The organism is Salinicola sp. NYA28a (assembly GCF_976982775.1).
This window is the reverse complement of record NZ_OZ334582.1, coordinates 2778809-2801041: the sequence shown is the minus strand read 5'-3', so window position 1 is coordinate 2801041 and position 22233 is coordinate 2778809. Positions and strand designations below refer to the sequence as shown.

The window sequence follows — 22233 nt, the reverse complement described above, 5'->3', positions numbered from 1 at the left end:
CTGGTTTTTGACACTGTAAGCTCGAAGCTGCTATCAACAGCGCCCCGCAACCGGCGCTTGTCGCTCACCCGAGGAGACTCCATGAACCAGCATCTGATCGCCAGCGATCTCGACAACACGCTGTTGAATGCCGAGCATCGCGTCGATGCCTTGACGCGAGACACCTTGCGGACGTTGTCGGCGCAGGGCCATGTGATCGCGCTGGCCTCCGGGCGGCACTATCACGATATCGCGGCGATCCGCCGACAACTGGAGACCCCGGCCTGGATCATCAGCAGCAACGGCGCCCACGTTCACGATGCCGACGATCGGCTCGTCAACGAAACGCTGGTGCCGACCGCGCTGGTTCAGGCGCTGGTGGCGCTGCCGCGTCCGGAGACGGTGCGGCTCAATCTCTATACCCACGACCGTTGGCTGATCGACGCCGAAGCGCCGGAACTGTTGCCGCTTCATGCAATGACGGGGTTCACCTATCAGGTCGATGACATGTGCGATCTGGCGGATGAACACGTCGGCAAGGTGCTCTATATCGGCGAGCCGGCGCTGCTCGAACCGCTGGAGCGCACCCTGCGGGAGGAGTATGGAGAGGCGCTGCATATCACCTACTCGGCGGCCAATTCGCTGGAGATCATGCATCGGGGCGTGAACAAGGCGACGGCGCTGAGCCGCGCGATCAAGGCGCTCGATCTTCCCATCGAGCGGGCGCTGGCGTTTGGCGACAACTTCAATGATGTTGAAATGCTGACGCTGGTGGGCAATGCCTATGTCGTCTCCAACGCCCATCCCGAGGTCATCGATCAACTGCCACGGGCCAAGAGGATCGGCGCGCATCACGAGTCGGCGGTGGCCCACACGCTGCGAGCGTTCTTTTCGCTCGATTGATGTCACGGTGTCGCTTCACGCGCTCTCGATCGACTCGGCGGCGAATTTCCGTTCGTCGAGTCAACCCTTCTCCGCAGTATCATCCAGCCGCCGCAGTTGCTGCCACACTTCACGCCGCAGGTCGGCGAGGCGCGGCTGTTCGCCAGGCTCGAAGGCGATCGGCCGGGTAGTGCGCATGGCGCGCAGGCCCAGACGTGCCGTCAGCAGCCCGGCGCCCAGGCCCTGACCGGCGCGACTCGATAGCTTGGCTGCCAGGTTCATCGACAGCAGATCCATGCCGGCGTCAGTGACCATCTCGCTGGCACCGGCGAAGGCCATGTTGCGCAGCACTTCCCTGAGCAGTTTGAGACGGCTGGCGTAGCCGAGCTGCAGTCCATAGAGCGCGGCGATGCGATCGAGCATGGCAATGTTGCGCCAGGCCATCAGCGACATGTCCACCAGGGTCAACGGGCTGACGGCGACCATGACGGCGGTTTCTCCCGACATTCGCGTCACCAGCCGTCGTGCCGCCCGGTCGCGCGGCGCGAGGATGTGGTGCGCGATCAGTTCGCGGGTCTCGTGCGCCGTATGGTGCGCCTGGTGGGCGCGCAGGAAGGACTGCCAGTGCGGATGATCCCGGGAGAGCCCCATCTGGCGGCGAAGCTCGTCGGCCAGTGTGGCCGGGTCCGTGCTGGCGTTGTCGGTGTCGTCGATCCACTCGTCGTCCAGTTGCTGCCGCAGGCGTGCGTGGCGGCGCAACTTGCGCAGCCGCCACACTTCGCCAGCGAGCGCCTTGGCAGCCAGCCCGACGGCAAGCAGGCCGAGCATGCTCCAGGCACCCGATAGCCAGTCGCCGCCGAGCGCCGAGGTATAGAGCGACTGTGCGGCCTCGATCGTGCCGAGCGCGAGCGTGCCGCCGAAGATGGCCAACAGTCCCCAGCGGCGCTTGCGCGGCGGTTCGATGGCGGCATCGAGCGCGGGCGAGTCGTCGGCCTCGGAGTAGGGATCGCTGGCCTGCGTGGTTGCGTAGACGTGCGCGCCGCTCAGCGAGACATCGTCGCCAGGCGTCGGCGGTTCATCGAAGGTGAAGCGCTGCCCGGGGCGGGGGTCGCTCATCGCAGTTTATCTCCCATCAGCCATTCCAGGGCCGCGTCCATGCGAATGTGGGGTAGCGCGGTTGGCGTGAACGGTGGCGGCCGGAAGGCCGTGAAGGCGAATCCCTGGCGCTGCCAGAACGCGGGTTCCGGGAGCCGGGTCGGGACGTCGCCGGGGTAGACCAGTAGCGGCTCGCCGTCGAGGCCATGCCCCCGCAGCGCTGGCTGACGCCTGCCGTCGTTTTCGACCTCGCGGGTCTCGGTGGCCCGGATCGAGGCCAGCGAGAAAGCCCGAACCGGGACGTCGGCGTAGCGTAGATCCTTGATCGGTTCGGCCAGCAGCGATTCGAGCAGCGTGACCAGGTTGGCGTGCTGGTCCGGCGTGACGTGGTCCGCCTTGGTGGCGGCGATGGCGAGCCGGTCGATGCGGGGCGAGAACAGCCGGTTCAGCAGGCTTCGTTTGCCGTAGTCGAAACTTCGCATCAAGGTCGTGAGCGCACGCGACAGATCCTCGAAGCGCTCGGGGCCGGCGTTGAGTGCGCCGAGCACGTCGACCAGCACGATCTGGCGGTCGAAGCGGCGGAAGTGCTCTCGATAGAAAGGCTTGACCACATGCTGCTGATAGAAGCGGAAACGCTTTTTCAGCGTCTGGTAAAGGCTGGAGGGGGGCAGCGCTTCCAGCGTCTGACGATCCTTCTCGGTGACGCCCGGCAGCGGGAAGAACTGCAGCACCGGCGCGCCCTGCAAATCCCCGGGCAGCAGGAAGTGGCCCGGCTGCAGGTGAGAAAAGCCGGCTTCCCGGGCCTGGCGCAACGAGGCGGCGTAATGCTCGGCGAGCTCGGCCAGGCGCGATTCGTCCACCGTCTCGTCGGCTGCATGTGTCGCCACGGCGTCTTGCCAGGTCCTGGCGTAGCGTCGACGCTCCGGGCCCATGCTTTCGAGCTGAGCCTGGCTCCAGCTGAGGAAGTCATGCTCGAGCAGCGGCAGGTCCAGCAACCATTCGCCGGGATAGTCGATCAGGTCCAGGGTCAGCGTCGCCGTGTCACCCAGCAGGCCGCGCGCGCGTCGTGTCTTGTAGCGCAGTTGCAGGCGCAGCTCGCTGATACCGCGAGTCGGCTCGGGCCAGTGGGGCGGTGTCGACTTGAGGGAGGTCATCGCTTCGTCGTAGGGGAAGCGTGGGACCCCGAGATCGGGCTGAGAGACGCGCTGTGCACCGAGCAGGCGCTCTTCACGGGCGGATTTGAGCAGGTCGAGACGGGCATCGATACCCGCGTGGCGCAGCTGGTTGACCAGCGAGGTCAAAAACGCCGTCTTGCCGGCGCGGGATAGCCCGGTCACTGCCAGGCGCAGTTGGCGGTCCCGGCTGCGATCGATCAGGTTCTGAAATTCGTGAGTCAGTTGTCGGCGCATCGCCTCGTTTCCGAAGAAAACCTGCCTGCATGGTAAACGATATGAGCGGGTATGCGGGCGTGGCGGCGAGGCCGTGAAAGGATTTTGCCGTGAAAAGAGGCTGAAACGACGACGCCTCGCACGGTAGCGAGGCGTCATCGGTGTAGCGTCGGGAACCTGTCTTCTCTATCAACCGGCAAAGGCGAAGTAGATCGCGAAGACCAGGATCAGCAGTACGATGCCCACCGGCACGGCACCTTTCCAGGGCGTCAGGTCGACGGCCTTGACGTCTTCATGGACCCAGGCTTCGCGGCGTGGGGCGATCTTGCCGATCAGCAGCATCACGACGATGAGCAGCACGAAGACGCCGGCGACGAAGTGATACTGGTTGGTGATCTCGAGGATGCCGTTGAACGGCGGCACGAAGTAGCCGGCAGCGATCAGCACGATCCCCCCGACCAGGCCAAAGATGGCGGCCGACTCCGGCACTCGCTTGGTCAGCAGGCCAACGATCACCACCGCGAGGATCGGAATGAAATAGATGGCGTTCATGGTCTGCAGATAGTCGAACAGGCTATCCTGGCCGGCCAGCAGCGGGGCGATGGCCATCGACGCGACGGCCATGATCCAGCCGAAGACCTTGCCGGAGTTGACGACTTGCTGCTCGCTGGCGACCTTCTTGAACACGCCCTTGTAGATACCCAGGCTGAAGAGCGTCGTGGTGCTGTTCAGCGCCGAATTGAACGACGACAGGATGGCACCGACCATGACGGCCGCGAAGAAGCCTGTCAGCCACGGCGGCAGCAGATGGAAAACCAGGTAGCCGTAGGCCTGGTCGCCAGCGATGCCTTCATCGGCATAGAGCTGGTAGGCGATGATGCCCGGCAGCACCAGATAGAGTGGCCCGAGCAGCTTGAGGAAGCCGGTCAGCAGCACGCCTTTCTGACCCTCGGAAAGGCTCCTTGCCGCAAAGGTGCGCTGGATGATCTGCTGGTTGGTCGACCAGTAGAACAGGTTGATCAGGAAGACCCCGGTGAACAGGGTCGGCCAGGGCACCTGCTGGTCCGGACGCCCCAGCGAGTTGAGACGCTCGGGCTGGGCCTCCTGGATTGCCTGCCAGCCGGCAGCGATGCCGTTGCCGTCACCCGCGGCATCGAGGCCGAGATAGACGATGACGAACCCGCCGACCAGCAGGCCGATGGCGTTGATGCTGTCGGAAACCGCGACCGTGCGCAGCCCGCCGAACAGGGCATAGACAGCGCCGATGATGCCGACGCCCCAGACCGTCAGCCACAGCAGCGTCGTGCTGGAATCGATGCCTGTCAGTACCGGCAAGTCCAGCATGCCCTGCAGGCCGACGGCGCCGGAGTAGAGGATGATCGGCAGCAGAATGACGGCGTAAGCGACCAGGAAGATGACGTTGCAGATCAATTGCGTCGTCGGGCCGAAGCGCTCCTGCAGCAGTTGCGGAACGGTGGCGATGCCGCTGCGCAGGAAGCGCGGCAGGAAGAATAGCGCCAGCAGCACCAGGGCGACGACGGCGACGACCTCCCAGGCCATGACGCTCAGCCCGTCCGAGAAGGCCGAGCCGTTCAATCCGACCATCTGCTCCGTCGAGAGGTTGGTCATCAGGAGGGAGCCGGCGATCAGCGGGAAACTGAGACTGCGTCCTGCGAGAAAGTAGCCGTGCGTGTTACTGAGATCGTCACGGTGAGTGATGCGCCAGGTAATCAAGGCGACCAACCCCGTGAAGAACAGAAACGAGATTAAAGTCCACGCATGCATAGGGGTATCCTTGTTGAATGCATCCCGAGGGTCGCACCAACGTAATTAACGTTGAGTTGCGCCACGTTACCCTGCGAATTGTTGGTCAACTAGCTGTAAACCGCCATTCGCCATTTGTCTGACATAACCAGCCCAATGTGGTGTTTATTGAACGCCGGTTCACGAGGCAATGACAGAAAGCGTGGCAGAGCGCGGGCAGCAGCGGGAAGAGGCATGCCGGATCGGCTCAGTCATCGATCGGAAGTTCGGTCGTGGTCAATGCGTGATGGCACTTGCGATCGAAAGACACCACGTAATGCCCCTCGAACTGGTAGAGCGTATACCAGGCGCGCCGGGACAGCGCTTCGAGCCGTTGGCATTGCGCCTCGAAGCGCCGACGCAGCGGCGGGTCGTCACTGAGTTCGAAGGCCGAGGAAAGCCCACGACGATAGAGATCCTGATAGCCCCACCAATAGCCATTGTCGAGATAGGGACGGATCAGCTCGCCAATCAAGGGATGTACGGCGATCGCGTTACGTGTCGCGCGCGTGAGGGGCAGCGTTCCATCAATGACCAAAGGCGCGGCTGATGGCTGTGTGGCGAGGTCGTCGATCAGTCGCATCGATACCTCGTCGGCGAAGAGCGCCTGTTGGCGCTGCGCGTTGCCATAGGCGTAAGCCAGGGTCAATGGCGTGCCGAGTGCCAAGACGATCAGAGGCCAGCCCAGCAGCGACCAGGCCGTGGGCCGGTGTGAGCGGCCCAGCCAATGAAGAACGCAGAACAGCAGGCCGGCATACAGCGCGCCGAAACCCATCATCACCCGAGGTTGCCAGATCGGGTGGGCCAGGGCAGCGAGGAATCCCAGCCCGCCGAAGGCCAAGCAGGCCAGGACCAGAATCATTACCAGCAGCCCGAGGGCATTGCGTTGCCGATACGCGGCGACCAGCAAACCTGGCGGCGCCACGATGGCCAGCGCCATGAATAGCCACCAGGTGGGCGTGTCCACCATCGTTGCCGCGTAACGCCAGAATTGCCCGGTCTGGCGGAGCATGTGGCCGGGCAGCTGATCGAGCGGCGCCAGCGTGCTGTGCTGCCGGCTGTAGTCGCCGTCGATCAGCGCCGCGGAGACGAGCTTCGATATCACCAGCGCCAAAACGCCTACCGCCAGCGCCCCCAAGTGTCGATTCCAGTCCGGGCGGCCCTGGTGCGAGATGGTCAAGGCAACGTGAAATGCCAGCAGAATGAAGTAGACGTTGGCCGCCGGCTGATAGAAAAAAAGCGAAGCCAAGATGCCGGCACCGCCAGCCAGCCAGCGAAACCGCACTTGCCAGACCTTGCTTTCACGAGGGTCCAGCGCGCAGGCAATACTGGTAATGGCGCAGGCCAAGGCGAGCGCCATGGGCAACGCATCGAAGTGATAGGAGAGGTTTTGTAGGAAAAATGGCTGTACGACCAGTATCAACATCGCGAGCCAGGCATAACCCGTGTCAAATGCGAGCAGGCGACGGCGCCACAGCAGAATCGCCGCGGTGATGGCAGCCAGCCCCAGCCACAGCGGCAGTGGCGCGAGATCGGCGAGACGTGGGCCGCCGTTGACGAGCAATGTGATCAGGCTGGAGAGCGGACGACCGTTGGAGACCCATCCCATTTCGCCATGGAAGCTGCGCCAGATATCGTCACGGTAGAGGCGGTCGGCGTGGATGAGGGGGTAGCTGAAAATGACCAGATACGCCATTATGCCCAGCCAGCGGCGTAACCCGGTTGTCATGATCACCTGGTTGGGGTGCGGATCGATACGCATTCATCGGCCTCATCCGTCGGTGAACCGGGCGCGCAGGTTAGTAAAGCGTGTATGAATAGAACATGAGTCAAATAGCGCGGTCGCAGACCGGTAGCGAGGTCTTTCCGTGTCCGCAGTGTAGCGTATGCTAGACTTCGGCAATACGAAGCACGGAGGCTTCGCTATCTCGTCGCCCTTCATCATGAGTTGCGTCCGCGTGCCGAATGTCGGCAGCGCGGCTACCGGCTCAGCTGACCGTTTACGATATGGCTATGTGCGGCCTTGAACGTTTCGAGCTCGTTGATATCGGCCAAGATAGTTATGACAGGAGTATGAGTGTGAGTGCATCGATCCGGCGGAGTAACCTTGAAAAACGCAAGGCGCTTCTTCCGGTGGTAGCCCTGACAGGGTTGCTACTCAGCGGTATCGCCCAAAATGTATTGGCTTTTGGTTTCGATGATGTCGCGAAGAAAGCCGAAGACCTCTCGAAGCAGGGTTATAGCGAACCTGAGAAAAACCTGCCGGAAGCGCTGCGTAATCTGGACTACGGCCAGTACGAGCAGATCCAGTACAAGCGTGAACGCGATGTCTGGAGTGGAGATGGGGTGCCTTTCACTCTGAGTTTCTTCCACGAGGGCATGCACTACGACAGTGCCATTCAGCTTCATAGCGTCGATGATCAGGGCGTTCAGGATTTCGCCTACAATCCCGACGATTTCACCTACGGCAATCTCGATTTGCCGGATAGCACCAAGAACGACGATGACCTGGGCATCGCGGGCTTCAAAGTCAATTACGCCCTCAACCAGGCGGATCGCAAGGACGAGACGATGGTATTCCTCGGCGCGAGCTACTTTCGCGTCGTTGGCAAGAACCAGGTCTATGGCGTTTCCGGTCGCGGCCTCGCCGTGGATACGGGGTTGCCTTCCGGCGAAGAGTTCCCCCGTTTCAAGGAGTTCTGGATCGTCAAGCCGAGCAAGACGAGCCAGTATCTGACCATCTTCGCGCTGCTGGATTCTCCCAGCCTGACGGGCGCCTATCGCTTCGTTCTGCGCCCGGGTGCCGACACCGTGGTCGACGTCAAGTCGCGGCTTTTCCTGCGCCGCGCGGTCGAGAAGCTGGGTGTGGCGCCGCTCACCAGCATGTATCTCTATGGCCCGGAGCAGCCGTCATCGACGCTGAACTACCGTCCGGCCATTCACGACTCCAATGGCCTGTTGATCAGCGACTCGCAGAACGGCTGGACCTGGCGGCCGCTGGCCAATCCGGCGAAGCTGATGATCAACGAGCATGCGACACCGCGCCTTCGCGGCTATGGCCTGATGCAGCGTGATCACGAGTTCGACAGCTACCAGGATCTGGATAGCCGTTACGATCTGCGTCCGAGCGCCTGGATCGAACCCCAGAACGAGTGGGGCGCGGGCAAGATCGAACTGATCCAGATCCCGACCCCCAATGAAACCAACGACAACATCGTGTCGATGTGGCTGCCGGAAACTGCTCCGCAACCGGGCACTCCGCTGGATTACGATTATCGCTTCACCGTGACCAAGGACGAGAGCCGGTATGTCGATCCGTCGCTGGCCTGGGTCGAGCAGACCCGCCGCTCGCGTGGTGAAGTGCGTCAGGAGAACCTGGTGCGTGAAGCAGACGGCTCGCTTGCCTTCGTGCTGGATTTCGAAGGGCCCTCGCTCTCCGGCCTCGGCAGCGATGCCAACCTGAGCGTTCAGGCCAGCGTTGGCGACAACGGCGAACTGGTCGACGCCTCTACCGAGCGTAACCCAGCGACCGGCGGCTGGCGCGTGTTCGTCAAGGTCAAGCGCAGCGACAATGCTCAGCCGCTGGATATCCGCGCCTATCTGAATCAGGGTGACAAGCGGGTCTCCGAAACCTGGTACTACCGGCTGCCTGCCAATGGCTGAAGCGACGTCCAGCTCACGGATGACGTCAGCCGAGCAATACCTGGAGCGGTTGGCGCTGGAAACCCAGGATCGTGACGAGCGGCGCAAGCTGCTCGCCAGCGATCTGGACGCTAACGATATGGCATCGCTGCATGCGGCGCTGGGCGGGGGAGAAGTCGATAGCGACGACCCTGCCGCCACATCGGTAGGGCGTCGCTTGGCTCTGGCTTATGCCGAGCCGCCGCTGGCGCCGCCCGACGTCCTGAGTACCGACGAGCATGGGATCACCCGCCTGCAGACAGCGCCACCCATGCGGCGGACGCCGCTGGCGCCGGAGGCGTGGTCTACCAACCCCTTCGTGCGGTTTGGCCAGCGTCTGAAGAACTGGGCAGATCGTGGCTATCGGCGCAGACAGCGCGAGGCCAAGCCGACCCCGCGCTGGCAGTGGATCGCGAGCGCGCGCCGCTGGGTATTGCTGGTGCTGATTTTCGGCCAGAGCGTCGTAGCCGCCAACCAGATGCGAACGGTATTGCCCTATCAGGGCCAGCAATGGCTGGAGATTGCCATTCTTGCGCTGTTCGTGCTGCTGTTTGCGTGGGTCTCCGCCGGTTTCTGGACCGCCCTGATGGGCTTCTTCCAGTTGTTGCGAGGCCGGGATCGCTACGCCATCGATTCCGAGGTCGGCGACGAGCCGATCCCGGACGACGCGCGCACGGCGTTGCTGGTGCCGATCTGCAACGAGGACGTCCCGCGGGTTTTCGCCGGCGTCCGCGCGACGATCGAGTCCCTGCGCCAGAGCGGCAACGGTCGCCATTTCGATGTCTTCATCCTGAGCGATACCTTCGATCCTGACATCGCCATCCAGGAAACCCACGCCTGGCTGGCGCTTTGCCGCGATCTCGATGCCTTCGGCCAGGTGTTCTACCGTCGTCGTCAGCGCCGGGTGAAGCGCAAGAGCGGCAATCTCGATGACTTCTGTCGTCGCTGGGGCGCGCTCTACCGTTACATGCTGGTGCTGGACGCCGACAGCGTGATGAGCGGGGCCTGTCTCACGCGCCTGGTTCAGATGATGGAAGCGCATCCGGATGCCGGTATCGTCCAGACGGCGCCCAGGGCTTCCGGGCGACTGAATCTCTATGCGCGCATGCAGCAGTTCGCCACGCGGGTATACGGGCCGCTGTTTACTGCCGGACTCCACTTCTGGCAACTGGGCGAGTCGCATTACTGGGGGCACAACGCCATCATCCGCATGGCGCCGTTCATGCAGCACTGCATGCTGGCACCGTTACCCGGCAAGGGCTCGATGTCCGGCGAGATCCTGTCCCATGATTTCGTCGAGGCGGCGCTGATGCGGCGTGCCGGTTGGGGCGTCTGGATCGCCTACGAGCTGGAGGGAAGCTACGAGGAGATGCCGCCCAACCTGCTCGACGAGCTCAACCGGGACCGGCGCTGGTGCCACGGCAATCTGATGAATTTCAGATTGTTCCTCTCCAAGGGGATCCATCCCGTTCACCGCGCGGTGTTCCTGACCGGCCTGATGTCCTACATCTCGGCGCCGCTGTGGTGTCTTTTCCTGGTCCTGTCGACTGCGCTACTTGCCGTCCATACGTTGAGTACGCCCAACTATTTCCCGGAGCCGGGGATGATGTTCCCGGTATGGCCGCAGTGGAATCCTACGCTTGCCGTCGGGTTGTTCGGGGCCACCGCGACGCTGCTGTTCCTGCCCAAGGTATTGAGCGTGATCCTGGTGTGGGTGCAGGGGAGCCGCCAGTTCGGCGGGCCGCTCAAGGTGCTGGCGAGCATGGTGCTGGAGTCGCTGTTCTCGATGGCCCTGGCCCCGGTACGGATGCTGTTCCACACGCGCTTCGTGCTGACCTCGATCATGGGCTGGTCCATCCAGTGGCGATCACCGTCCCGGGAAAACAGCGACACGACCTGGGGTGACGCGATTCGCAATCACTGGACTCAAACCGTGATCGGGGCGGTCTGGGCCGTGGGGGTTTATCTCATGGAGCCGACCTTCCTGTGGTGGCTGTCGCCGATCGTGGGGGCGATGATGATATCGATACCGGTCTCGACCCTATCCAGCCGCGTGTCGCTGGGGAGCGCCTGCTTCCGCGCGCGGCTGTTCCGGATCCCTGAAGAGACTCACCCTCCACGTGTACTGCGCCGGATGGTGCGTCATCTGGGCAGAATGAATGCCGCGGCACCCACGCCGACCTTTATTCAGGTGGTCGTGGATCCGATATCGAATGCCTTGGCAACGGCGCTGGGAACGTCGCGCCATGCGCACGCCGAGCCTTTGCAGCGGAGGCGCCACGAGCGCGTCAGCCAGGCTGTCAAGCAGGGGCCGGTGGCGATGAACAATCTCGAGCGCCTGGCGTTTCTGGATGATCCGGTGATGCTTTCCCAGTTGCACTGGAGAGTGTGGGAGGATCCCGAGGCTCACGCTGCCTGGCGTCATTACGGATTGCCGCCAAGGGTATCGCTGCGGGTGCCGGCATTCCATTGAGTCGCGGCTGCGATGCGCCTGTCGACGCGAAAGCGGGCCCACACATGTGGGCCCGTTTTGGTCTCGAACTTCGAACAATTCGAGAATGCTGTCTATGCTTGGACTAGGCAATGAGAAGTTGCCCGATGAGCTATTCATGCTGAAGGGAATCAAGGAGTAACACTATGGGCTTCATCCTGTGGCTGATTATTGGTGGCATTGCGGGCTGGATTGCTGGAAAAGTCATGCGTGGCGGTGGGTTCGGTATTCTCGGGAATATCGTCGTCGGGATCGTCGGTGCCGTGATCGGTGGCTTCCTGTTCAGTCTCCTGGGGCTGTCCTCGAACGGGCTGATCGGGTCCCTGGTCGTGGCGACCATCGGTGCGATCATCCTGTTGTGGATCGTCGCCAAGGTGAAGAAAGCCTAGACGGATTTCATACCGGTTGGCCTAGGAGAGAAAGCCGCGCGTTGCGCGGCTTTCTTGGTTCTGGCTGGCCGTTGCGCTCGCGGAAAAGCAATCCAGGCCAAGTGTTTGCTGACTGGAATCGGGTACACTAGCGCCTTTGACGGACAGAGATCTGCAAGGATGCCCGATTCAACGACCGGCACGCGTAAAGAGCGCTTCATTGGGCTCGAATGGCTGCGCTTTCTGCTCGGCCTCTACATCGTTATTTTTCATACGCTTCACAACTATCCTTCCATTCGTGATTGGTCGCACTACGTGACCGATATCGGTTTCTTCTCGACTAGCGCCTTTTTCGTGCTATCCGGCTTTCTGTTGACCCATGTCTATCTCGACTCGTCATACCAGATGCGCGAGTCGCCCAGAAGCTTCTGGCTCAAGCGCTTCTCGAATCTCTACCCGATTCACATCGGATCACTGCTTCTCGCCATGGCAGTATCGGCATTGGTTGGCTACCTGGCGATCGCGCCGGGGGATAGCGATATCTCGCTGCGGTTCGTGGTGTATGACGTCAATAACGATATCGGCCAGCTCGACTGGAAGAGCCTGAACCACACCATGGGGCCGCTGGAAACCGGCATCAATCTGCTGCTCAATTTTACCCTGCTGCATGCCTGGAATCCGCTATACCTGACCTTCAATCCGCCGTCCTGGTCGATCTCGGCATTGTTCTTCTTCTATCTGACGTTTCCCTGGCTGGCGCCTCGGCTGCGCCGCGTTCTGCACCCGCGTCGCGCCATGTTGCTGGTCAATCTGGTCTACTTGATTCCGCCTCTGTATGTCATTCTGACCACCGATTACGGCGTGCCGGAGACCGGCATCCTGCACCGCAACCCGTTGATTCGTCTGCCTGAGTTCGCCGCCGGCATCTTGCTTTGCACGTTCTATGCGCAACGCAAGGCGCAGGGGCGGCTGATGACGCTTCCCCAGTGCTGCCTGACGCTGTTGGCGGTTGCCGTCAGCGTGATTCTGGCAGTCACGCTCCTGGGGCTAGGACATGCCTGGTACTACGCCCTGCATAATGGTCTGCTGCTGCCAGCGCAACTGGCACTAATCTACGTTGCCGCACATTGGGGAGAGCCTCGCAGTCGTCGATTGATGCGTTGGGCAACCCGACTGGGCGGCGCATCGTTGCCGATGTTCGCACTGCATGTGCCGCTTTATGCCGTGTTCTCGCGAGTCGAGCGTGTACTCTCCGGCGATCCCGGCCTGTGCAGGACGGATTTTCAAGGCTGCCTGGCAGCGGCGGGTGAGTTGCATCTTTGGCTGTACCCGTTGTTCCTCGTTCTGACCGTGCTTTTCTGTGTGCTGTTCCAAGAGCAGTTCGTGGTGCGCGTCAGAAAGTTCCTGTTACGTCATCTGCTCGGCAAGACCCCGCGCTCTCATACCGAGAAGTTGAACTAGGTCTCTGTCATGTCGTCGTGCGCCGTGGCATCGGCGCACGAGCACCTTTCCGGTATACTGTGCCGCCGCATGCGCCCTGTCGGAATCCATTCGGCGTCCGGCGCAAGCCGTTTCCCGTAGCATGAGGTCTCTCTTGAGCGAACTTCTCGTCCCATGGTGGGCCCAGCAACTGACGCTTTGTGGTTGGCCCCTTGTCAGCGATCCTCGGCTGGCACTCAGCGCCGACCAGGCGTTCGAGCGCCTGATGTTGCTCGGGATCGATAGTCGAGACGAGTTTGCGTGGCGACTCTGGGAGAACGCTTCCGACACAGGCGAGCCTCCAATCGCACGGCTGGCCGCCCTGGAGTTGCTGGCGCTGGGAAGTACCGTGGGCTGGACCCATCCTCGAACGGATGAGGCCTGGCTGCTTGCCCTGGCACGCGACATCGTGACCGACATGCCGACGCTCAAGGCCTGGTTGCAGGCGCTGGCGCATCTGGGCGATCCGGCGCTGGACATGGCGGGGCAGGCACTGTTCGCCCGGGAACGGCAACAGCGAGGCGTTTCCTGGCGTGAGGTTCGGCACAGTCTGAAATCGATCGATATGCCGGCTCCGCTTTGGCCCGCCGATCTCTGGCGAGCCAGGGCCGTCATTGCGCCGGTTCTTGCCTGGCCAATCCAGCATTCCCCGGAAGAACAGCGGCAGCAGCAGGCGCTGTTACGCGAGCAGGGCGAGGTCCGTGGTCCGGATGAGCTCAAGTCCCTGTTGTTCTGGCTCGCTGGCCAAGGGCACCGCTACGGCTGGGAGATGGACGCGGTTCGACTCGCGCGCAAAGGGGCTGAAGCTCGTGTCGAGTGGTTGGCCGGATTGAACGACCAGCAGGACTACGGCCGGGTGTTGCTGCAGTTCCTGGCCGAAGAGGAGCCGCTGGATTGGGCGGCATGGGACTGGCTGCGCCTCGTCGACCAGGCTTACCTCGGCTGCTGCGCTGGCTGGCTTTCTGCCTCGGAGGCGGAGGTGTTCGCGGCCCATGCCATCGATCTCCTGCAGCAGCGCTATGCCGATTGGGAAGCGGTGGCGCGTGCCTATCAGCGAGGGCGCAGCCTGTTCGAAGGTCGAGACCTGCGAGAGACGTTCGACAGCGACTGGGGCGGTCTGCTCGTCGCCAGCCGGAGCCCTTGGGAAATGCCATTTTCCCGGATTTTGGGAGTGGAGCAGCGCCAGTTAGCGCGAGCGTTCATCCAGCGCCAGCGTGGAGAAGCCGACAGTTGGGTGCTGGCCATTGCGGCGGTACGGGACCCGGATCTGATTCATCGTCGCCACCTCGACGAGCCGCTGGGGCAGGCTCGGACTGAGGATGCCGAACGCTACCTCGAAGAAGTTCTCGGCCTGCGCCGGGAAGAGGGCACCGCTGGGCTGGCGAGGTTCTGGATGCCTGCGCAGGCGCATCATCTCAATCAGCTGGCAGCGGATTCTCGCCATCACGTCGGTCGAAAATCGTCGCGGAGGGCATCGCGGCGCCTGGCCGCCTGTGCCGATCATGCAGCAACGATCGCCATGGCGGAAAAGTACGCGTTCTATCTGGTGATGGCCGCCGATAGCGGCCGCTATCCGTCTTCCGAAATCAAGGCGCTGGCCCAGTCGCTATGTGATGTGCTGAGTCGGTTTTACAGCGATCCTTTACGCATGCTCTCGGCCTGGCATGCCTGGGAGACCGTCCTGAGTCAGGATGAAGCGCCCGAAGAAGTCTCGCTGGTGGATGATATTGCCTGGCATCGGCATGATCTGGGGTCGCCGTTTCACTGGCTGACAACGTCGCGGTCACTGACCTGGCTCGAGCCAGGCGTGCGGCCGACATTGACGCGCTTCACGGCGATATCGCTCGCTGGGCCGCTCAATGAAGCGCTGTGGCAGGCACCGCAGCCTCTGGCGCCACAGGACCGGCAGGCGTTGGGAGAGTGGATAGAGCACCAGTATGCCTTGCAGGGTGCCTCCGGGCTCATCGACTTCCTGGATTTTCTGGTCGAAGCGGGTGACCGTCAGGATTACCAGATCAACTATGCGCCCTATACGCTCAATCGCGCTCGGCTCGAGGCGGAAATCGCGATTCTCGAGTCAGGTGAGTGTGCGGACGAGGAGCGCGTCCATCTATTGCGCCTGAAACACGTGCGGGACAATGCCTGCCGCTGCAACGATCAGGACATGACAGCCTGGGATATCGCGCAACTGGTGGATCTTGCCTTGGCCGGTCGGCAGCTCGATTGGCTCGAGGAAGATCGGCTTTCCCACTATCTCGATGCCGCGATGCGGCTGGCTGGGCGGCATTACAGCAGTTGGTACGATTACGCCGAAGGGTTGTACAGCGGTTTCGGGTTTTTCATGGACGACACGCCCGAGCGAGAGGCCTTTCTGATGCGCTTTCGGGAGGCTCTCGATGCCTGGCTGGAAGCAAGGCCGCTATTGGCCGGCGCCTGGGCGAGCCTCGATTTTCCCGGTAGCGCCATGACGCACTGGACATCGCTCCATGTCGATATCCTGCCGGGCGAAGCGCATCATCTGCATTGACGCTGTTCGTTGATCCGGAAGGCTCGCCAAAGCGTTTTCAATGACATATGATCTCCGCTGTGCTACGCCACTGGAAAGAGGGCGTGGCTTTTTTCTGTCCGATTGATCGATGATTCGAGCCGAATACAGGCCGTTTTGGCGGTGACACCTCGTCGAGGTGTGTCACCACCACAGCGACTCCACTTCGCCGGGCGACTCCTCACGAGTCGCCGATAGACAGGCGGTGCCCGTGACGGCTCACAGGCGAACGAGGTCGCGCTGAATGCTAAGACGCACAGCCATGGGGCTGGCACTGGTGATGGTCATGTCCGGTTGCTCCGCTCCTGTAAAACAACAACAGGTCAACGCGCAGTATTCACTTCCCTTGGTCAAATCCCCGACCGTTGCTACCAGCGAAAACCGGAGTGTGCCACCTGTGCCTCAGACAATCCGGGACTTTCGGCCGCAGAATGTCTCTCCGGCAGTAATTCGCAAGGCGCTGCTAAACGAACACGAGCGTTGGGTGGGAACGCCTTACGTGCTCGGCGGGACGACGCGCAACGGTATCGATTGCTCCGCACTAATGCAGCACGTGTTTGGGGAAGCCTTCGCTCTCGAGCTGCCGCGTACGACGGAAGAGCAGGTGCTGGAAGGGAGTCGAGTGGCAGAGAATAGCCTCAAGGCGGGGGATCTGGTCTTCTTCCGGCCGCCGGGACCCTACAATCATGTTGGCGTTTACGTGGGCGATGGCTACTTCCTTCACGCGTCGTCATCCCAGGGCGTGAAGCTGTCTCGTCTCGATAACGTCTACTGGAAGCGCTACTACTGGCAGGCGCGGCGCCCCGTCGAGCGCACACAGCTGGCCCAGCGGGTGATGCTGGCCAGCGAAGGTTGAGATCGGTCGTGAGTGTCGTCGTCTCGACCGGGCATTAAACGAGTATTAAAAAAGGGCAGCCATGAGACTGCCCTTCCTGCGTGGCGGCGATGCCACCGATAACGGACCCCGGCGAGCGGGATCCGACACGATCAGTGCTGGTGACCACCTTCGCCATGGACGTGACCATGGGACACTTCTTCTTCGGTCGCTTCGCGAACTTCGGTGATCTCGACGTCGAAGTTCAGCTTCTCGCCGGCTAGCGGATGGTTGCCATCGACCGTTACGGTATCGCCTTCTACCTTGGTGACGGTGACCATCAGCGGGCCTTCCTGAGTCTGCGCCTGAAACTGCATGCCGGGCTCGACGTTATCGACACCCTGAAAGGCATCGCGCGGAACTTCCTGAACCAGTGCCGGCTGGACTTCGCCGTAACCTTCGTTCGGTGCGACGGCGACCTGAAGCTTATCACCGCTACCGTGACCCTCAAGCTCCTTCTCGAGGCCCGGAATGATGTTGCCCGCACCGTGCAGGTAGGTCAGTGGCTCCCGACCTTCGGAACTGTCCAGCACCTCTCCCGCATCATTGGTCAGTTTATAGTGGAACGCGACCACGGAGTTCTGGGCAATCTGCATCTCGAAACCTTTGCGTTTGTGCATGTCTGTCCCATCCTAACGTGCCACGGCCTTTCTGTCAGGTCGCAATGACGTTGGATATTGGTCTAGCCGGCTCGATGCAGCCCACGGGACGGCCTCCATAGCAGTTGCGCCGCTTCGTGGGTGTGGTTACCCTGATTTCGAGGATAAACTACCGTGATCCTGCGGTTGAGGAGAAGTTCGTCATGACCGTTTTCGTCGTTTGGCTCATTGCCTTCGCCGTTCTGCTTTTTTTGTTGCTCAAGGCTTGGGATGGTGCGCTCGGAGGGGCGGTCAAGCGCCGGCTGCCGGCACAACTACAGGGAGATCCCGCCCAGGATCGCTGGGTGATGGCGATCGCCTTGGCCGTGCTCGGAGCGACCTTCATCGTGAAACCCGTTTCCATGCTCTTGACGCTGATCCTGCTGGCGATCGTGCTCTGGGTAGGCAAGCGCGTCGTCTGCTGGGGTATGCGTAAAGCCAGGTTGCACTGAGCGGACCGATGGTCCGTCATTTCGGTCGGGGCCATCAGACGCACGACGGGCGATGCTTGAAGCATCGCCCGTCGTGCGTCTGATGCTACCTTTGCGCTCGAGTTGCGTTTGAAGTGACGATCACCAGCTAGCTTTACAGCCAGGTCGAGAGCGTGATCGAGCCGAACTGATCGCCACTGTCCTGCTCCTCGAATTCGTGAGTGCGCCAGACGGAGCTGTAAGTCAGCTGCCAGCGGTTCCAGGAGAGCGCCAGGCCGATCTGGGCATCTCCGACCCAGGGGCGTCGGTCGACGGAGTGGCTGTCCTCGAACGTATTGCCGTCGAGCAGCATATTGTAGGCCATGAGCCGGCCTTCGACGTTGGCAAAGACGTACCAGTTGAAGCCACTATCGGCTTCGAAGAAGATCCGGCTGCCTTGGGCGGGCGCCACGGCCGGAACGCCGAAGCTCTTGTTCAGCCCTTGGCCCAGGCGCAGCCCGAGCCCCGTCGCGGCATAGGTATAGAGGTTACCGGCCGCGAATCCGACCGAAGGGCCGTATTCGGTTTCCAGCGTGCCCAGTTGACCTTGCTTCCACCAGGCGGTGTTATACGCTACGTTGACGAACGGCTCGTTGTGGAGCTGGTTGTGCCAGCCTTCGGGCTCGTCGCTACCGATCAAGTGATGAAAATTTTTCTGCACGGTACGACCGCCGGCGCCAGGGCCCACGATACCCACATCGAAATAGAGGCCGCTGGTGCGACGCCACCCGACGAGCTGTTCGTCATCGAACAATGAGAGCCCGGCATAGAGAACGCCGGCATAGGGGCGGTCGTCCTCGATCAAACGACGCTTGTCGATGTCCTCGGGGGTATAGATCTGTTGCCCGAAACGATAAGCGGCACCATCGAGCGAGTTTGCACTCCAGCCGGGCAGGGCATCGGCAAGGGCGCGAGTCCAGTGGTCCCGGTCGGGCTTGAAAGACCAGTCGATCTCCAGTCCGTTGGTGTAGTGGCCGTCTTCACCGCTGGCAAAAATATCGTTTTCCGATTTCAGTGTCAGGATGCCATCAGCCCAAACCGAGCCGGATATTCCAGCCAAGGCGATGGCGAAGCCGGTTCTTGCCCACGTTAGTCCCTTCATGAATCGTATTATTCCCTTGAACGAATGGTGTGCCCTACACAACATACAACAGCGAAGGTAAAGCGTCGATAACCTTTATAATTAATAGCATGCTAAAAAAACGGCGCCCCGAGGGCGCCGCTGAAAACTATACTGGACGGGCTTTCTACCGCCCGGGTTGCCTTGATCCTTCGTTGCCTTGATCAATAAGGGGCCACGCTCACGCTCGAGCCGCTGGCAACCAGCTTGACGCGCTGACCCACCTGCCAGTTGCGGTCGGCCTTCTGAACGACCACGACGTTCTGACCGCTGTCCTGACGAATTTCGAGCTCGTAACCGTCGACACGGTCCGTTGCCTGCTGAATCTTGCTTCCGGCGACGGTGCCGCCGATGGCGCCCGCGGCGGTCGCGATGGTGCGTCCTGAGCCGCCACCGACCTGGTTACCCAGCAGGCCGCCGATCACGGCGCCACCGAGGCTGCCGAGAACGCTCTCGCCGTTACCGCCCTGGATCTGTACCGGGCGAACCGACTGAATGGTGCCGTAGCTGACGGTCTGTGCGGTACCTGCCTGATCGCCGCGGTAGACGTCACCTGAATACGTCGAGTTGTTGGTACAGCCAGCCAGGGCCAGCAGGCTCATGACCAGCGCGGGGGCGATAAGTCGTTTCATATCGATTCTCCTTAACATCCAGATTTGGCTTCGTGCCGGGTACACTGAATCAATACATTAAAACAGTGTTCTAAAATGCGTCCAGTACAGAATGTCTTCCACGACACTACGTCTCTCTACTCGGAGTGTAGGCATCGCTGCCACTGCCCCCAATGATCCTGATCACTGATCATCTTCCTCGAATACGCTCAAGCTACCGCTATCGACGAGAGCGGCGAGCAGGGATTCGCTATCCGGAAACTCGAGTACCTTCGCGTCGAGGCGAGGGGCAGCCGACAGATACTGCGCCAGCTCGAGATCGCAGACGATGGCGTCTCCATCGGCGAACAGCGTGGCCCGGGCGTCATCCAGCCGGCGCCAGGCAAAGCGCGAGCCGAGGCTGTGGGTCAACTCGCTGCCGCTCTCCAGGGCGGCTCGAAGATCGTTCGGATCGCTTGGGGACTCGGGCGGGACCAACTGATCCAGGTACTTGGGCTGGGTCATGGCGCGACCGAACCATTGCGCCATCTGTTCCGGCCTGTCGATGGCATCCAGCAGCAAGGCGCGGACACGGGCGATCGCCTGATCGTCCAGTTCGCCGATGGCGGCCGGCGGCTGCAGATCGGAATCGCCATAGCGCTGACTGTCGCCGAGTTGCTCGCCGATATAGTCGGCAAACGAGGTCACGACCTCGTCGCTGGAGGGTGCCCGGAAGCCGATCGAGAAGGTCAGGCAGTCGTCGGCGTCGCTGATGCCATGATGAGCGACGCCGGGGGGCAGATAGAGCATGTCGCCCGGCTCCAGCACCCAGTCCTGGTCGGCTTCGACGGCGAAGTCTTCCAGAATCCGCAGATCGATACCGGGAATCAGCCTGGCGTCGTTACCGGGCGTGCCGCCCAGTTGCCAGCGACGCCGGCCGCTGGCCTGCAGCAGGAAGACATCGTACTGATCGACGTGCGCGCCCACGCTGCCGCCAGGCGGGGCGTAGCTGACCATGATGTCGTCGAGGCGCCAGCGCGGTATGAAGTCGAACGCTTCCAGCAGCTCGGCGACTTCGGGCACATAGTGATCCACGGCCTGCACCAGCAGCGACCAGCCGCTGACCGGCAGGCGCGAGAAAGTCTCCTCGTCGAACGGGCCATGGCTGACCTGCCACGCCTTGTCGGGGCCATGCTCCTCGACCAGCCTGGCTTCGATGCCTTCCTCGCAGGCCAGGCCCGCCAGATCGTCCGGCTCCAGTGGCGAGACGAAGCCGGGCAGTGCGCCGCGGATCAGCAGCGGCGATTTCTGCCAGTGCTGGCTGAGAAACTGGGCGGGCGTGAGGCCGCCGAGCAGGGTGCGGGGCGAGTTGGCCGACGTCATATCGATCTCCAGTTGGGTATCGTTGAGGGCTTAAAGCGCTTTGGCCTGATCGATGGCGTTACCGATGTAGCTTGCCGGTGACAGCGCCTTGAGCTCGATCTTGACTTCGTCCGGCAGGGCGAGCGTGTCGATGAAGGCGGCAAAACCGGCCTGGTCGATGCGCTTGCCGCGGGTCAGTTCCTTGAGTTTCTCGTAGGGCTTTTCGATCCCGTAGCGGCGCATGACAGTCTGGATCGGCTCGGCCAGCACTTCCCAGCTCTGGTCCAGGTCGTCGTCGAGACGCTGCGGATTGGCCTCGAGCTTGCCGATACCCTTGAGCGAGGCTTCGTAGGCAATCAGCCCATAGGCCAGGCCGACGCCGAGATTGCGCAGCACGGTGGAGTCGGTTAGATCACGCTGCCAGCGGGAGATCGGCAACTTGCGGGCCAGGTGATCGAGCAGCGCGTTGGCCAGCCCCAGATTGCCTTCGGAGTTCTCGAAGTCGATCGGGTTGACCTTGTGCGGCATCGTGGAGGAGCCGATCTCCCCGGCAACGGTGCGTTGCTTGAAGTAGCCCAGCGAGATGTAGCCCCACACGTCGCGATCGAAGTCGATCAGGATGGTGTTGAAGCGGCTGATGGCATCGAACAGCTCCGCGATGTAGTCGTGGGGTTCGATCTGGGTGGTATAGGGGTTGAACGTGAGCCCGAGCGATTCGACGAACATGCGGGCGTTGTCGGCCCAGTCGATCTCCGGATAGGTCGCCAGGTGAGCGTTGTAGTTGCCCACGGCGCCGTTGATCTTGCCCAGCAGTTCCACCGACTCGATCTGCTTGAGCTGGCGCTGCAGGCGGTAGGCGACATTGGCCATCTCCTTGCCCAGCGTCGTGGGGCTGGCGGTCTGGCCATGGGTACGCGACAGCATCGGCTGTTCGGCATGCTCGTGCGCTAGCTTGGCGATGGCATCGTGAACCTGATGCATCGTCGGCAGCAGCGTGGCCAGGCCGTCGCGCATCATCAGGGCATAGGAAAGGTTGTTGATGTCCTCGCTGGTACACGCGAAGTGAACGAATTCGGTGATGGCGTGCAGCTCGGGCTGGTCGGCAATCGCTTCCTTGAGGAAGTACTCGACGGCCTTGACGTCGTGGTTGGTCGTGCGTTCGATGGTCTTGATGCGTTCGGCATCGGCGATGGAAAATTCCTTCACCAGCTTGTCCAGAAACGCCTGTGCCCCTGCGGAAAGTGGCGGCACTTCGGCGATACCGGGATGGGCCGCCAATCGTTCGAGCCAGCGCACCTCGACGGTGACGCGAGCCCGGATCAGGCCGAACTCGCTGAAATGTTCGCGTAGCGGCGCGGCTTTGGCTGCGTAGCGGCCATCGACGGGGGAGAGGGCGGTCAATGCGGAAAGTTCGATCATCTTGGGTTCCCGAAGGCTCGCACGAGCTCGAAGCTCGCGGTTAACGAAT

17 protein-coding genes are annotated in these 22233 nt (G+C 62.0%); 8 read left to right on the top strand and 9 right to left on the bottom strand.

Translation table 11 applies throughout. The annotated features are described in order from the left end of the window. Nucleotides 1–81: 81 nt before the first annotated feature. The gene (locus tag ACWHY3_RS12640; RefSeq protein WP_448126670.1) at nt 82–882 is read left to right on the top strand and encodes a Cof-type HAD-IIB family hydrolase; all 801 of its coding nucleotides are present in this window, start codon (nt 82–84) and stop codon (nt 880–882) included. Nucleotides 883–942: 60 nt separating this feature from the next. Here ACWHY3_RS12640 and ACWHY3_RS12635 read toward each other — a convergent pair whose 3' ends face one another. The 4 genes from ACWHY3_RS12635 to ACWHY3_RS12620 form a co-directional block, all read right to left on the bottom strand. Further along, nucleotides 943–1977, bottom strand: a complete 1035-nt coding sequence (locus ACWHY3_RS12635; protein ID WP_448126669.1) for a YcjF family protein — start codon at nt 1975–1977, stop codon at nt 943–945. Beyond that, complete coding sequence (locus ACWHY3_RS12630; protein ID WP_332779518.1) at nt 1974–3365, bottom strand: YcjX family GTP-binding protein; 1392 nt, start codon at nt 3363–3365, stop codon at nt 1974–1976. Before ACWHY3_RS12630 ends, ACWHY3_RS12635 begins: the two co-directional genes overlap by 4 nt. 168 nt (nt 3366–3533) lie before the next feature. After that, entirely contained in the window at nt 3534–5129 is a 1596-nt protein-coding gene (locus tag ACWHY3_RS12625) for a solute:sodium symporter family transporter (protein ID WP_448126668.1), read from the bottom strand. Between the two features lie 226 nt (nt 5130–5355). Beyond that, nucleotides 5356–6909, bottom strand: a complete 1554-nt coding sequence (locus ACWHY3_RS12620) for a glucosyltransferase domain-containing protein (protein ID WP_448126667.1) — start codon at nt 6907–6909, stop codon at nt 5356–5358. A gap of 317 nt (nt 6910–7226) precedes the next feature. Here ACWHY3_RS12620 and ACWHY3_RS12615 point away from each other — a divergent pair, with 317 nt between their 5' ends. The 6 genes from ACWHY3_RS12615 (at nt 7227) to ACWHY3_RS12590 (ending at nt 16567) form a co-directional block, all read left to right on the top strand. Beyond that, on the top strand, nt 7227–8810 hold the full coding sequence (locus ACWHY3_RS12615) for a glucan biosynthesis protein G (protein ID WP_448126666.1): 1584 nt from the start codon (nt 7227–7229) through the stop codon (nt 8808–8810). A 19-nt stretch (nt 8811–8829) separates the two neighbouring features. Beyond that, nucleotides 8830–11301, top strand: a complete 2472-nt coding sequence (gene mdoH, locus ACWHY3_RS12610) for a glucans biosynthesis glucosyltransferase MdoH (protein WP_448126665.1) — start codon at nt 8830–8832, stop codon at nt 11299–11301. A 164-nt stretch (nt 11302–11465) separates the two neighbouring features. Continuing rightward, a complete protein-coding gene (locus ACWHY3_RS12605) occupies nt 11466–11708 on the top strand; it encodes a GlsB/YeaQ/YmgE family stress response membrane protein (protein ID WP_071233199.1) in 243 nt (80 codons plus the stop codon). 159 nt (nt 11709–11867) lie between these two features. After that, nucleotides 11868–13148 (top strand): acyltransferase family protein, encoded by a 1281-nt coding sequence (locus ACWHY3_RS12600; RefSeq protein ID WP_303854277.1) that lies wholly within the window; start codon nt 11868–11870, stop codon nt 13146–13148. 133 nt (nt 13149–13281) lie between these two features. Continuing rightward, a complete protein-coding gene (locus tag ACWHY3_RS12595; RefSeq protein WP_448126664.1) occupies nt 13282–15693 on the top strand; it encodes a DUF1266 domain-containing protein in 2412 nt (803 codons plus the stop codon). 415 nt (nt 15694–16108) lie between these two features. Beyond that, nucleotides 16109–16567 (top strand): C40 family peptidase, encoded by a 459-nt coding sequence (locus ACWHY3_RS12590; RefSeq protein WP_448126663.1) that lies wholly within the window; start codon nt 16109–16111, stop codon nt 16565–16567. A gap of 131 nt (nt 16568–16698) precedes the next feature. Here the strand turns inward: ACWHY3_RS12590 and slyD are convergent, their stop codons facing one another. Next, on the bottom strand, nt 16699–17181 hold the full coding sequence (gene slyD / locus ACWHY3_RS12585; protein WP_303854288.1) for a peptidylprolyl isomerase: 483 nt from the start codon (nt 17179–17181) through the stop codon (nt 16699–16701). A 206-nt stretch (nt 17182–17387) separates the two neighbouring features. On the opposite strand from slyD, the gene ACWHY3_RS12580 reads away from it, so the two are divergent. Beyond that, nucleotides 17388–17675, top strand: a complete 288-nt coding sequence (locus tag ACWHY3_RS12580; protein WP_303854283.1) for a hypothetical protein — start codon at nt 17388–17390, stop codon at nt 17673–17675. A 133-nt stretch (nt 17676–17808) separates the two neighbouring features. Here ACWHY3_RS12580 and ACWHY3_RS12575 read toward each other — a convergent pair whose 3' ends face one another. The 4 genes from ACWHY3_RS12575 to purB form a co-directional block, all read right to left on the bottom strand. Further along, nucleotides 17809–18795 carry a lipid A deacylase LpxR family protein gene (locus ACWHY3_RS12575; protein WP_303854285.1) on the bottom strand — a complete coding sequence of 329 codons (987 nt, stop codon included), beginning with the start codon at nt 18793–18795 and terminating at the stop codon, nt 17809–17811. Nucleotides 18796–18977: 182 nt separating this feature from the next. Next, nucleotides 18978–19445: an outer membrane lipoprotein gene (locus ACWHY3_RS12570; protein ID WP_087719556.1), complete on the bottom strand. Its 468-nt coding sequence runs from the start codon at nt 19443–19445 to the stop codon at nt 18978–18980. A 162-nt stretch (nt 19446–19607) separates the two neighbouring features. Continuing rightward, complete coding sequence (locus ACWHY3_RS12565) at nt 19608–20786, bottom strand: ribosomal protein uL16 3-hydroxylase (protein ID WP_448126662.1); 1179 nt, start codon at nt 20784–20786, stop codon at nt 19608–19610. A 30-nt stretch (nt 20787–20816) separates the two neighbouring features. Continuing rightward, nucleotides 20817–22181, bottom strand: a complete 1365-nt coding sequence (gene purB / locus ACWHY3_RS12560) for an adenylosuccinate lyase (RefSeq protein WP_071233267.1) — start codon at nt 22179–22181, stop codon at nt 20817–20819. Nucleotides 22182–22233: the final 52 nt, after the last annotated feature.